Below are 13,567 nucleotides of genomic sequence, written 5' to 3' on the forward strand. Positions count from 1 at the left end.
CACTAATACTACTAAGATGTTAGGTCTATCGTAATCGATCTACAGATTTTACGAGGTCTTCATCCTTCTTGATGGCCTTATTAGCTAAAGCTAACAACACGATAGAAACAAGTGGAAGAAGCATCCCAATACCTTTCTCAGAAACCGCCGTCTCTCCAGATAAATTTAGAGATTGATACACAAAAAATCCTAATAAAATAAAGTTTAATATGATGTTAAGCCTCCCCAAAACAAATTGAAGTTGCCTATTTTTGAACATAAATATAGAAATTAAAGATAATACGGCCGATCCTAAAAAGAGACCAAAGTACAACATATCATCTTTAGCAAACACTATTTCATTAGTATTTGTAGTCCATAAATTGAACACAAAAATTAACCCAGCAGAGATTCCTGCTGTCACTAATAAATAAACTGTTTGAATGCGTTGTAACATATTATTTTAACTAACTAGGCAGCAAAAATAACGGTTTCTTTAAAAAAATAGCATAAAAAATTAAAATAAAGTTGTATAATTGCAGTATTAATTCTCAACAACCGCAATAACAGGCGGTTAATTCTTCAGAATAAAAATTCATTTTTTTCAAAAAACTCAATTTTATATTCAATATATAATATTCAAAATATATCAATGTTTGAAATTTCACAATTAAAAGAAAAGAAACTCACTGACCTACAGGAGATTGCTAAAAAACTGAACGTTCCTAAGTACCGTTCTTTAAAAAAACTAGATTTAGTTTATCAAATATTAGATACTCAAGCCGCAGACCCAAAAGCGGTAGATGCAGTAGTTACTCCTGCCAAACCAGTAGCAGAAAAAGCACCTGCAGCTAAACCAAAACCTAGAAAACCTAGGCAACGTGTACAAAAGCCTACTCCAAACGCAACAAATACGCCTGCCGAACAAGTAACAGAAACAAAACCAGTAGCCGAACCTAAACAAGAAAAAGCTAAGGTAGAAAATAAACCAGCCCAACAAACTGAAAAAGTTGAGGCTAAAGTAGAAAACAAACCTAAACCAAGACCGCGCCCTCAAAAGGAACGCAAAAACGATAATCAACCGAATCCAAGACCAAAGCCGCAACAAAAACGCGATCAAAACAAAAACCAGAAAAACGGTAACGTGCATGCTGGAAACAATGGTAATAAAGATAGCCGTAACCGCTACCGTGAACCAGATTTTGAATTCGACGCTATTATTGAAAGTGAAGGAGTTTTAGATATTATGCAAGATGGGTATGGATTTTTACGCTCATCAGATTACAATTACTTATCATCTCCAGATGATATATATGTATCACAATCGCAAATTAGATTATTTGGTTTAAAAGTTGGTGATACTGTTTTAGGACAAGTACGCCCACCAAAAGAAGGCGAAAAATACTTCCCTTTAATAAAAGTTAGTAAAATTAACGGCCAGAACCCAAATGTGGTTAGAGATCGTGTAGCTTTCGAACACTTAACACCGTTATTTCCTCAAGAAAAATTCAACTTAGCAGGACGCCAGAGTACAATTTCTACTAGAATAATGGATTTGTTTGCACCTATTGGTAAAGGACAACGTGGTATGATTGTATCGCAACCAAAAACAGGTAAAACCATGTTACTTAAGGATGTTGCAAATGCTATTGCAGCAAATCATCCTGAAGTTTATCAAATGATTTTACTTATTGATGAACGACCTGAAGAGGTTACCGATATGCAACGTAACGTACGTGGAGAAGTTATTGCTTCTACCTTTGATAAAGAAGCCCATGAACACGTAAAAATTGCAAATATTGTTTTAGAAAAAGCAAAACGCTTAGTAGAATGTGGTCACGATGTTGTGATACTTTTAGATTCTATTACACGTTTAGCACGTGCTTATAATAGTGTACAACCTGCCTCTGGAAAAATATTAAGTGGTGGTGTAGATGCCAATGCTTTACACAAACCAAAACGTTTCTTTGGTGCGGCTCGTAACATAGAAAATGGAGGTTCGCTTACCATTATTGCTACAGCACTTACAGAAACAGGTTCTAAAATGGACGAAGTAATTTTTGAAGAATTTAAAGGAACCGGTAATATGGAATTACAATTAGATAGAAAAATATCTAACCGTAGAATTTTCCCCGCTATCGATCTTACCTCTTCAAGCACACGTCGCGACGATATTTTACTCGATGCTAACACCATACAACGTATGTGGGTAATGCGTAAATACCTTGCAGATATGAATCCGGTAGAAGCCATGGAATTTATAAACGAGCGTTTTAAACAAACCCGAAATAACGAAGAGTTTTTAATCTCAATGAACGGATAAAGCCTTCAAAATATACACAAAGCCTTAATGTAAAAGTTAAGGCTTTTTTTTTTACCATAATTTTGGCGTTACCACAAGGGTCACGCTTTGCGTTACTAGTTTTGGCTCGATGCTCGCCTCGCCAAAAGCTAACCACTACAATCGCTAACGCAAGTTTAGGCCTTAATTATGTTTAATTATTATAAAACAACAAACACTTAAAGCATTAACTTTTAGGTTCTGTTCTTCTTTCTAATTAACACTAAAACAGAACAAAAGCTAACAATTTTCAGTCTAAATCAAATGTAAAGCGGTATTTAGTAGACTTTATTTCATGTTTTATCGAAAAACATGATTATCAATCACTTATTATTCAAATAGTTATTATTTTTGATTCAGCTATTATTAATTAATTAATTTAAATCTAAAACGAATGAAGAACAAAAAACAAAAATTTGTAAATATGATTGGTACGCTTGCAATTGTATTTACTTTAACTTTCTCAACTAACATGAATGCAACCGCAGCTGTTAGTTCTTTAGAAGCCCCTACAAGTGTTGCGCTGACCTCAACTCACTTAACTTCTATTTCATTAACTGGAAATTGGTGGAACATTATTATCAGTTGGACCAAATGCAAAGTATGTGGAGCAAAAAACTGTAAAGTTAAACACACTTCTAAAAAATGCAAAAAATGTCACAGACCACATAGAGGAAAGTGTAATGGAGGTGGTTCTACCCCTTCTGTACCTTTAGACGGAGGACTTGGTTTTTTAATGCTAGGAGCAGCGGCTTTTGGAGTAAAAAAATTACGTGGAGATAAAAAATCTTAATCTAATTTATTTAAGATATAATTTTATTACAAAAGGCTTTTCTTCGGAAAGGCCTTTTAATTTTTTTTTTAAGAATGTATCAACTTAAAGCTTAGTTTTTTTTTAACAAAAAAACTGTAGCAGATAACTTTTATTAATACATATAGCAGTAAATTTATTATATTTTACCAAAAAATTAAATATTCGTAAATATATACTTTAGTAGTGCTTACTTTTGATTAATTGCAAATAAAACAACTCTAATTCGGTTTTGCTTAGATTAATAATACTATCAATACTCCGTTTTTAAAATTTTAACTTGCTTAAAAAAATGACGAATTTTAAATCTTTAGGGAGAGATATTCCTATACCAATAAGACTTTTTTTAGGAAAAGCATTATTAATTTTCTTAATATGGAAAGTTCTCTATTCTGTTTTTTTATATGACTCGGAATACTTGGATCATCCTTTAACAACTCATGTTGCCGAGGCTTCTGCAACTCTTCTAAATAATATAGGAGACATGAGCGGATTCACTACCCGAAGAGAAAACACCAGCTTTATTTTCGAAGGAGGAAAATCTATACATGAGATATCGGCTATATATCATAATGACATCATATCCTTAAATATTGCTAACGCTTGTAATGGCTTAGAAGTTTTCATTCTCTACATTGGTTTTATTATTTGCATGCCTTCCTCCTTTTGGAGAAAAACTAAATATATAATCTTTGGCATTCTATTATTAAATACTATTAATATTTTAAGATGCGTAGGACTCATATATTTAGTCGAATATTTCGAAATATACTTTGATTTTGCTCACCATTACCTTTTTAAAGCTGTAGTATACACAGCGACATTAATAATTTGGGGTTACTTTGCCCGTAAAATTCATTTAAAAAATGAAACTGTATAAATCAGATAAAGTTCGCTTCATTGTTGGGCTTATATTAATTATTATTGTTTACTCTTGGTATTACATCTATTTTGCAGAAAACAAGAACACAGCCTCTATTCCATCGAAAATTAGGCACATTATCACCTTCGCTACAACTCTAGCTGTTTATTTTGTAGGTACTTTTCATTTAGGAAAACTAAAAGACACCTGGATGTCGTCGCTTTGGCATTTTATTCATATCTCTGGTTTATTTATAATTGGAGTCATGGGGCTTTTCGATTGGTTTATTCATGAAATATCACTAAACGCAAGACACTTCGCTGGAGGCATTCAAGAAATGCTTATTTCTCCTGTTTTATATTTTGCAATGGGTTTACTTAACAGAACCTTCAACAAATAAATAAAAGATCTTTGTATTATTTTATTCTAAACTAACACAACTACCCTAACTATACTCAATAAATACTATTTTGTTTTATAGACGGTATAATTAATAACATAAAAAAAGCCCTTGACATTAAAAAATGTCAAGGGCTTTTTTTATGTTCTACAACCTATTACCTAAGTTCTTCTACAGCGTAAAATTTAATAGCGTGCAAAAAGCTCTTTGTACTCTCTTAAATCGGCTATATTACCTTTATTGTTAAGATTTTTAGTTAACGCTATTAAGTATTTTAAACTCTCTACCGGCGTATCTAAATCATTTACCGCTTCTGCGCCTTCTTCCTCATCTTCTAAAGGCTCATCATCAAGTATAGGAATAAGGAATGTACTATTCTCTTCTAAATGCTCGTAAGTTAGCCTTAATACTTTTACCACTAAAGGTATTTGCTCTTCTAAAGCATAAGTTCTTAATTCCTTAATATCGTCGATTAGCGCTTCTTTATTAATACCTGACTCATCAAGATCCTTAAGAATTTTATCGACTAATTTATTTGCTTTTTGATTTTCCAACGGTGCTATTATTATGTGGTTAATAAACTTATTCTATTTGCAAATTTATATTTTTAAATTACTTTTCGCACTATAAAGCGCATTAAAAAAATCCAAAAAAAAAGCTTCTCATTTCTGAGAAGCTTTTAGTATCATAAATTTTAAATCACTCTTAAAGTGCAGCAACAAATTTCGCTAAACCAGATTTAAGGTTTGCAGCTTTGTTTGCGTGAATTACGTTCTTCTTAGCTAATCTATCTAACATAGATACAACTGAAGGATATAAAGTTTCAGCTTCGCTCTTATCAGTTAACTCACGTAATTTCTTGATAGCATTACGAGTTGTTTTATGCTGATATTTGTTAGTTAAACGCTTTGCTTCGTTACTTCTAATTCTTTTTAATGCTGACTTATGATTTGCCATTTTGTTTTTTCTTAATTTTTTAAAATTGTAGCCCGTAGGGGAATCGAACCCCTCTTACCAGGATGAAAACCTGGCGTCCTAGCCGATAGACGAACGGGCCATTATTTTTTGAGTGTGCAAATATAAAACTTTTATTTTAACTTGCAAATTTATTTTTTCAAATAAAATATTTTCTTTTCAAATAACTTAACAATGTTTTCCATTGCGGGTGCAAAGATACATCTTAATTTAAGTTCTGCAAGTTTTTTTAAAAGTTTTTTTGCATTTTTTTTTAATTAATATGCCTTTGCAAATAACACTCTTCCTTTCGATGGTTTCCCTGAATAGACACACACTCCATCTTCTTCCTTGAATTCCAAAGGAATACATCTAATAGTGGCTTTTGTTATCTCTTTTATCTTATCTTCCGTCTCAATTGTACCATCCCAATGCGCAGAAATAAATCCTGTTTTGTTTTCTAAAATATTTTTAAATTCTTCAAAAGAATTCACTTCCGTAATGTGAGAATCTCTAAAATCTAATGCTTTTTTAAACAAACCATCTTGCATTTCTTTTAATAAATCCTCAATAATTTCTGTTAAATCGCTTAAAGCAACAACTTGTTTTGTTAAAGTATCCCGTCTTGCTATCTCAACAGTTCCGTTTGCGAGGTCTCTTGCTCCAATTGCTATACGTAATGGCACACCTTGCAACTCGTGTTGTGCAAATTTAGCTCCTGGTCTATGCGTGGTTCTATTATCAAATTTAACCGTCATGTTTTTACTTCGTAGATCGCCCATTATAGTATTTGCGACTTCCGTAATAGCGTTTAAATCTTCTTCCGTTTTATATATAGGAACAATTACAACTTGGTTTGGGGCTAAACTTGGAGGCAGAACTAATCCAAGATCATCACTATGCGTCATTATTAAAGCGCCCATTAATCGTGTTGAAACTCCCCATGAAGTTGCCCAAACATAATCTTGCTTCCCTTCTTTATTAGCAAACTTAACATCAAATGCTTTTGCAAAGTTTTGCCCTAAAAAGTGAGAGGTTCCTGCTTGCAATGCTTTTCCGTCTTGCATTAAGGCTTCAATACAATAAGTTTCATCGGCACCTGCAAAACGCTCACTTTCTGTTTTTAATCCTTGAATAACTGGTATAGCCATAAACTTTTCAGCAAATGTTGCATATACATTATTCATTGTTTCCGCTTCTGTTAGTGCTTCTGCTTTAGTTTCATGAGCGGTATGCCCTTCTTGCCATAAAAACTCAGCGGTACGTAAAAACAAACGTGTACGCATTTCCCAGCGCACTACATTAGCCCATTGGTTTATTAATAAAGGTAAATCGCGGTAAGATTGTACCCAACCACGAAATGTATTCCATATAATAGCTTCAGACGTTGGCCTAACAATAAGCTCTTCTTCTAACTTAGCTTCCGGATCTACACGTAACTTACCTGGTCTATCAGGATCGTTCTGTAATCTATAATGTGTAACAATAGCACATTCTTTAGCAAAACCTTCAGCATTCTTTTCTTCAGCTTCAAATAAACTTTTCGGTACAAAAAGAGGGAAATAAGCGTTTTGATGTCCTGTTTCTTTAAACATTTTATCTAATTCCGCTTGCATTTTCTCCCAAATAGCATAGCCGTAAGGCTTGATTACCATGCAACCTCTAACAGCAGAGTTCTCCGCTAGGTCGGCTTTTACAACGAGTTCGTTATACCACTTAGAATAATCTTCTGCTCTACTAGTAAGTTTTTTGCTCATATTGATGTTTTGGCACAAAAATTGTGATTATGTTAAATAATAAAATAGTTCAGCAAAACTAACTATTTTTGTAGTGTCCAACAATAAAATTATACAGATATGCAATTAAATAGCTACTTAAAACAAAAAATGCCAAACTTAGTACTGCTTGCTTTGCTAATTGGTGTGTCATCTTGTGGCTCATATCAATACGTAGGTGTTGACAATGATGGAATTTATGGCGAGGAAACTGTTCGCGTTGTTCAAAACGAAGAAACAGAAGTTGCAACTCCAAGCAGCTCAAATAGTAAATATTACGAAAACTATTTTAAAACAGGTGCTTTAGAAACCGAACAAATGATAGTGAATAGCGAGATTTTCACAGATATTGATAGTTACGAAAGTGACAATTATACTGATGAAGAAGCTATTGTAACAGATAATACATACCAAGGTTATGCAGGCTGGGGACAAGCCACCAACAACGTTACTATTAACTATATAGACAATGGATGGAATAACTACGGATGGAATAATTGGGGTTACAACAGTTGGGAATGGAATAGATATAACAATTGGGGTTGGAACAGATTTAACAACTGGGGCTACTATAATCCATACCGTTATGGAGGTTACAACAATATTTTTTATGGCGGTTATGGCGGCTGGGGTTATTACAACAACTGGAGCTACAATGGTTTTAACGGATACTGGGGTAACAGAGGTGGTTACTACAACTACAATAATAGAAATTACAATAATAACCGAGTAGCATACAATGCTAGTAGAAGAACTAGCTATGGAACTGCAGTAAACACAAATCGTCGTACTAGTGCTTCAACTACTTCAGGACGTAGTAGCTCTACTTCAAAATACAATACTACAACGAGAAGAAGTAGCACATCTAGTTCTACAATCAACGGCAACACAGTTAGAAGAAGCTCAACACCTAGCTCAACAACTTCAAGAAGAACATCTACTGTAACTAGAACGCCGTCTACAAATTCAACATCGAGATCAACATCAACTACAACAAGACGTAGTTCTACATACACGCCATCAACAAGCAGTAGAAGCTCTTCACCTTCAAGCACAAGATCTTCATCTAACTCAAGAAGCTCTACTTACACACCAAGCACAAGAAGCTCATCAAGTTCTAGTGGATCAACCACAAGATCATCAAGTAGCAGTAGTAGCCGAAGTTCAGGTAGCACAAGATCCTCATCTAGCGGAGGAAGACGTCGTTAATTCATTCTAAGAAAAAAAAAGAAAACTATTTATATATGAAAAAGTTAAGTTTACTATTCATAGGTGTATTCTCTATGTCTAATATATACGCTCAAGATATTAGTGACGCCTTACGCTACTCGCAAGATGAAATTCAAGGAAGCGCCAGATTTAGAGCGTTAAGCGGTGCCTTTGGTGCTCTTGGAGGTGATTTGAGTGCAGTAAGTATAAACCCTGCTGGCTCGGCTGTATTCAGTCAAAGTCACGCATCGTTTTCATTAATAAGTGCAGATAAAAACAACACTGCAAACTATTTTGGAAACATTGAAAAAACAAACGATTCTAAATTAGATTTAAACCAAGGTGGAGCCGCTTTTGTTTTTAAAAGTAATAATAATTCGCCATGGAGAAAATTTACTTTAGCCATAGCTTACGACAGAACGAATGACCATAATAATAGTTGGTATGCTGAAGGAATTGGCAACACCTCTATAGATCAATATTTTTTAGACTATACTAGAAATACAGTAATTCCTTTTGGTGTTTTAAAACTACAAGGTGATGAATTCATAGAAAATGCTTATGCTGATATAGGTGCAATTCCAGAAGTTGGTTTTAAATACCAACAAGCTTTTTTAGGATATTGGGGAGGAATCATAGACCCATTAAATACTGACGACACTACAAATAATGATAATATAGATTATGTAAGTATCTTGAGCGGATCTCCATACAACCAAACTTATTCTAAAATATCTACAGGTTATAATGGAAAGATTAGTTTCAACTTTGCAACCCAATATGAAGATAATTTATACTTAGGTATAAATTTGAACTCTCATTTTATAGACTACCAACAATCTAATTTTTTTACTGAAAATAACGACGTCGAATTTGAAAACAATTTAGCTACTACTGGAAATGGGTTTTCATTTCAATTAGGAGCTATTTTAAAAATTACACCAGAACTCCGTATGGGGTTAGCTTACGATTCACCTACTTGGTATACAATTCAAGAAGAAGCAAGTCAGTCGATTTATTCACTTGAAGCAGACGACGAGATTGGTTTTATCTCTAACATTATTAACATTTACCCAGAATACAAACTACAAACACCAGGGGAATTTACAGGGAGTATAGCTTATATTTTTGGACAACAAGGTTTAATTAGTTTCGATTATTCGAATAAAAACTATACCAACACTACATTTAAACCAGAAGTAGATTATACAGATTTAAACGGAGATATTACAAACGTATTAACCTCTGCTTCTACTTACCGTTTTGGTGGTGAGTACAAAGTGAAACAATTAAGTTTTAGAGGTGGTTATAGATTTGAAGAAAGCCCATATACCGATGGTGTTACTGTTGGAGATTTAAATGGATTCTCTTTAGGTTTGGGATATAATTTTGGTAACACAAAATTAGATTTAACCTTCGATCAGGCTAAACGCTCATACCAAACTTCATTATACAATGTTGGACTAATTGATACCGTCGATATCGATAGAGTAAACTCTAATGTTACACTATCTTTAAGCTTCAATATCTAGTAAATATTTCAATTTTAAAACACTTAAAAAGCTTGAACTTTAAAATGTTCGAGCTTTTTTCATTTTAATTGTAATATTTAAAAGAGAAAACAGACCAAGTAGAAACAACAATTATATGTTAAGATAAAACATAACAAAACGGAATTACTTATCTTTGCAGACTTAAAAATAAGATATTTTTCGCAAATGAAAATGGATAATAATATAGAAGAACACGATACTTTGGGCGAAGACCATATTGGAACATCAGCAGATACGCCTTTAAGGAATGATGCTTTTACCCTTTCTGACTCAGAGAAAATAGACATTATTAAAGACGATGTACGTCACATTTTAGAAACATTAGGGTTAGATTTAACCGACGACAGTTTAAGTGGTACACCTAATCGTGTTGCAAAAATGTTTGTAAACGAAATTTTTGGAGGCTTAGACCCTAAGAAAAAACCAAAAGCATCTACTTTTGACAACAAATACAAGTATGGAGAAATGCTTGTTGAAAAAAACATAACAGTATACTCAACATGCGAACACCATTTATTACCAATTGTTGGAAGAGCACACATTGCTTATATCTCTAACGGAACGGTAGTTGGTTTATCTAAAATGAACCGTGTTGTAGATTATTATGCAAAGCGCCCACAAGTTCAAGAGCGTTTAACAATTCAAGTTGTAAAAGCATTACAGGAAGTATTAAACACAGACGATGTTGCTTGCGTTATAGATGCTAAGCACTTATGCGTAAACTCTAGAGGTATTCGCGATATTGAGAGCAGTACTGTAACTTCAGAATTTGGTGGTAAATTTAAAGAAGAATCTACTAGAAGAGAGTTTTTAGATTACATTAAATTAGAAACTAAATTTTAAGTTTTTAATTTATTCACTCTCGATTTTCAATCAACAACATCTCAACCTAACAACATTTAACGCATGCAACTTTTCGAGCATAACCCTATCAAAATATACAATTCTCTTTCAGGAAAAAAAGAAACCTTTACACCTATTGAAACTGGCTATGTTGGTATGTATGTTTGTGGGCCTACGGTTTACAGCAATGTGCACTTAGGTAATGTTAGAACATTTATGTCTTTCGATATGGTGTTTCGTTATTTAAAACATTTAGGTTATAAAGTACGCTACGTACGGAACATCACCGATGCTGGACATTTAGAAAACGATGCAGATGCTGGTGAAGATAAAATTACTAAAAAAGCACGCTTAGAGCAAATAGAACCTATGGAAGTAGTACAACGCTACACTGTAGATTTTCATAATATATTAAACACGTTCAATTTTTTACCGCCAAGTATAGAACCTACGGCAACAGGGCATATTATTGAACAAATTGAATTAATTTCTACCATTATCGAAAATGGTTTTGGTTACGAAGTAAACGGATCTGTATATTTTGATGTTCATAAATTTAATGAAACTCATGAATACGGAAAATTAAGTAAACGTAAACTTGAAGATTTAATTCACAATACAAGAGAACTCGACGGACAAAGTGATAAGAGAAATCCACAAGATTTTGCCCTTTGGAAAAGAGCAGAACCTCAACACATTATGCGTTGGCCTTCGCCTTGGAGCGATGGTTTTCCTGGATGGCATTTAGAATGTACTGCCATGAGTACAAAGTATTTAGGAGAGCAATTTGATATTCACGGTGGTGGAATGGATTTAAAATTTCCACATCACGAATGTGAAATTGCACAAAATGAAGCAGCCAAAGGAAAATCGCCTGTAAACTATTGGATGCACGCCAATATGCTCGAATTAAACGGACAACGTATGTCTAAATCTACCGGAAACACGGTAAATCCAGACGAGTTACTTTCGGGTAATAACGATTTTTTCAGTAAAGCATATGCGCCTAGTGTTATTAGATTTTTTATAGCACAATCGTCATACAGAAGTGTTTTAGATTTAACTAATGATGGTTTATTAGCCAGTGAAAAAGGTTTTTACAGACTAATGGATGCTGTTAATTTATTAGAAAAATTAGAAGTATCAAAAGCATCAACTATAAATATCAATGCTTGGAGACAATCTTGCTATGATGCTATGAACGATGATTTTAACTCGCCGATTTTAATTGCTAATTTATTTGAAGCAGCAAAATATATTAACCAAATAAAAGAAGGTAAAGAAACTATTTCTGCCGAAGATTTAGCAACTTTAACAAATACCATGAACATCTTCGTTTTTGATGTTTTAGGCTTAGAAAACGTAGTTAAAAACGATTCTGGAACCGATAAATTAACTGGTGCTGTAAATGTTTTAATAAAACTAAGACAAGAAGCTCGAGCTAATAAAGATTTTGCTTTATCTGATAAAATTCGTGACGAACTAGCCGAAGCCGGTATCTTGCTAAAAGATGGTAAAGACGGTACAACCTATTCGGTTAACTAACACTTTCTTTTTTGTAGAAATTCAGAAAGCTACTTTATAACTTAAGGTTTTATAATCTTATTTAGATCTTATGCTGAAAAAAATATTAGTAGCACCATTTCTATTCTTAATAAAGGTTTATCAAAAACTGATATCGCCACTCACACCTGCAACCTGTAGGTTCCACCCTACTTGCTCGCAATACTCTAAAGAAGCCTTAGAAAAACATGGCATCCTTAAAGGCGGTTGGTTAGCTATAAAACGTGTTTTTAGCTGTCATCCTTGGGGAGGTTCAGGATACGATCCTGTTCCTGAAAAAGACAAGAAATAAACAGCTTACAAACTAAAGCTCTTCCAGCTCTTTTACGTTTTCATTAAAGAAATAGAACTGATTTTTGTGCCAATATGTATTTTCAAACAACGTAATTCCAGAAGCAGTGTTTCCATTTCTTTGTAAAATATCTTTAGCCTTGTTGTAGTATAATTTGGTATTTGGTAAATCTTTCAACTTATAGTAAGTCATAGCAAGTCCAAGCATAGCATCAAAGTCTAACGAATCAAATTTTAACGCCGTTTCAAAATCCGAAACAGCATTTTTATATTTCCCTAAAAGCAAATGAGTTGTCCCTCTATAGAAATAAGCAAACCCGTTATTTTCATTCAATCGTAATACTGTCGAAAAATCATTTTTTGCTTTCTTATAGTAATTAATACTCAACAAAAACACACCACGATTGTAGTACGTATCTGCCGACGGATCCATGAGTACCGCCACTGTATAATCTTTTAAGGCTTGTTTGTAATTCTCTAAATTCTCAAAAACCAAACCACGCAACGTATACCCTTTTGGATAATATGGCTCCTTACTTAGCAAATCATTAAGCACCTCAATAGTTCCTGTATAATCGCTTAAATCGAAATTAGCACAAGCCAAACTATAAAGCGCATCCAAGAAATTAGGATCTATTTTTACAGCATCTCTATAATCCTGCCTAGCACCTTCAAAATCTTCTAAGCTATATCGAGCATTACCACGATTAAAGTAACTATCGGCATCAGGCTCTGTAATTATTATTTTAGAATAATCGATTATAGCTCCCGAGTAATCACCCAAGTCATTTTTTGCAATTGCACGATAAAAATAAGCATCTAACTTATCCGAGTCTAAACTAATTACCTGAGTTAAAAGCTCAATGCGCTCGCTTAAATCTTCAGTTTTTAAGGCTTGACGAAACAATTTATTTGCCTGACCAAATATCAATATTGGTACAACAACTAAAATTAAAGTAAAATATTTTTTCATATTATATTAATTC

The 13,567-nt window shown here is 33.5% G+C and carries 14 protein-coding genes and 1 tRNA gene; 9 read left to right on the forward strand and 6 right to left on the reverse strand.

The features are described 5' to 3' along the window. Window positions 1-25: 25 nt before the first annotated feature. Window positions 26-436 (reverse strand): DUF4293 domain-containing protein, encoded by a 411-nt coding sequence (locus DFQ06_RS07520; RefSeq protein WP_133966947.1) that lies wholly within the window; start codon window positions 434-436, stop codon window positions 26-28. A 195-nt stretch (window positions 437-631) separates the two neighbouring features. Between DFQ06_RS07520 and rho the strand changes: the two genes are divergently transcribed. From rho to DFQ06_RS07540, 4 genes are all read left to right on the forward strand, one after another. Further along, a complete protein-coding gene (gene rho, locus DFQ06_RS07525) occupies window positions 632-2,302 on the forward strand; it encodes a transcription termination factor Rho (protein WP_074938131.1) in 1,671 nt (556 codons plus the stop codon). A gap of 412 nt (window positions 2,303-2,714) precedes the next feature. Next, window positions 2,715-3,113 carry a PID-CTERM protein-sorting domain-containing protein gene (locus DFQ06_RS07530; RefSeq protein ID WP_133966949.1) on the forward strand — a complete coding sequence of 133 codons (399 nt, stop codon included), beginning with the start codon at window positions 2,715-2,717 and terminating at the stop codon, window positions 3,111-3,113. Window positions 3,114-3,423: 310 nt separating this feature from the next. Beyond that, the gene (locus DFQ06_RS07535; RefSeq protein ID WP_133966951.1) at window positions 3,424-4,011 is read left to right on the forward strand and encodes an archaeosortase/exosortase family protein; all 588 of its coding nucleotides are present in this window, start codon (window positions 3,424-3,426) and stop codon (window positions 4,009-4,011) included. Further along, a complete protein-coding gene (locus DFQ06_RS07540) occupies window positions 3,998-4,393 on the forward strand; it encodes a hypothetical protein (protein WP_133966953.1) in 396 nt (131 codons plus the stop codon). Before DFQ06_RS07535 ends, DFQ06_RS07540 begins: the two co-directional genes overlap by 14 nt. 185 nt (window positions 4,394-4,578) lie before the next feature. On the opposite strand, the gene DFQ06_RS07545 is transcribed toward DFQ06_RS07540, so the two are convergent. From DFQ06_RS07545 to proS, 4 genes are all read right to left on the reverse strand, one after another. Next, entirely contained in the window at window positions 4,579-4,947 is a 369-nt protein-coding gene (locus DFQ06_RS07545; protein WP_042497304.1) for a hypothetical protein, read from the reverse strand. Window positions 4,948-5,098: 151 nt separating this feature from the next. Next, the gene (gene rpsT, locus DFQ06_RS07550; protein ID WP_042497482.1) at window positions 5,099-5,350 is read right to left on the reverse strand and encodes a 30S ribosomal protein S20; all 252 of its coding nucleotides are present in this window, start codon (window positions 5,348-5,350) and stop codon (window positions 5,099-5,101) included. A 28-nt stretch (window positions 5,351-5,378) separates the two neighbouring features. Continuing rightward, a tRNA-Glu gene (locus DFQ06_RS07555) sits at window positions 5,379-5,450 on the reverse strand. A gap of 175 nt (window positions 5,451-5,625) precedes the next feature. Further along, window positions 5,626-7,104, reverse strand: a complete 1,479-nt coding sequence (gene proS, locus DFQ06_RS07560) for a proline--tRNA ligase (RefSeq protein ID WP_042503090.1) — start codon at window positions 7,102-7,104, stop codon at window positions 5,626-5,628. 99 nt (window positions 7,105-7,203) lie between these two features. On the opposite strand from proS, the gene DFQ06_RS07565 reads away from it, so the two are divergent. The 5 genes from DFQ06_RS07565 to yidD all read left to right on the forward strand — a co-directional run bounded on the left by DFQ06_RS07565 (window position 7,204) and on the right by yidD (window position 12,582). Continuing rightward, window positions 7,204-8,331 carry a hypothetical protein gene (locus DFQ06_RS07565; protein ID WP_133966955.1) on the forward strand — a complete coding sequence of 376 codons (1,128 nt, stop codon included), beginning with the start codon at window positions 7,204-7,206 and terminating at the stop codon, window positions 8,329-8,331. 35 nt (window positions 8,332-8,366) lie between these two features. After that, window positions 8,367-9,863: an OmpP1/FadL family transporter gene (locus DFQ06_RS07570; protein ID WP_162857664.1), complete on the forward strand. Its 1,497-nt coding sequence runs from the start codon at window positions 8,367-8,369 to the stop codon at window positions 9,861-9,863. Between the two features lie 186 nt (window positions 9,864-10,049). Next, window positions 10,050-10,727 carry a GTP cyclohydrolase I FolE gene (folE, locus tag DFQ06_RS07575; protein ID WP_042497298.1) on the forward strand — a complete coding sequence of 226 codons (678 nt, stop codon included), beginning with the start codon at window positions 10,050-10,052 and terminating at the stop codon, window positions 10,725-10,727. 63 nt (window positions 10,728-10,790) lie between these two features. Beyond that, complete coding sequence (gene cysS, locus DFQ06_RS07580; protein ID WP_042497296.1) at window positions 10,791-12,272, forward strand: cysteine--tRNA ligase; 1,482 nt, start codon at window positions 10,791-10,793, stop codon at window positions 12,270-12,272. Window positions 12,273-12,342: 70 nt separating this feature from the next. Continuing rightward, on the forward strand, window positions 12,343-12,582 hold the full coding sequence (yidD, locus tag DFQ06_RS07585; protein WP_042503093.1) for a membrane protein insertion efficiency factor YidD: 240 nt from the start codon (window positions 12,343-12,345) through the stop codon (window positions 12,580-12,582). A 12-nt stretch (window positions 12,583-12,594) separates the two neighbouring features. On the opposite strand, the gene DFQ06_RS07590 is transcribed toward yidD, so the two are convergent. Beyond that, window positions 12,595-13,554: a tetratricopeptide repeat protein gene (locus DFQ06_RS07590; RefSeq protein WP_042503096.1), complete on the reverse strand. Its 960-nt coding sequence runs from the start codon at window positions 13,552-13,554 to the stop codon at window positions 12,595-12,597. Window positions 13,555-13,567: the final 13 nt, after the last annotated feature.

Source organism: Algibacter lectus, from assembly GCF_004368925.1.
In the GTDB taxonomy this organism is placed as follows: Bacteria; Bacteroidota; Bacteroidia; order Flavobacteriales; family Flavobacteriaceae; genus Algibacter; species Algibacter lectus.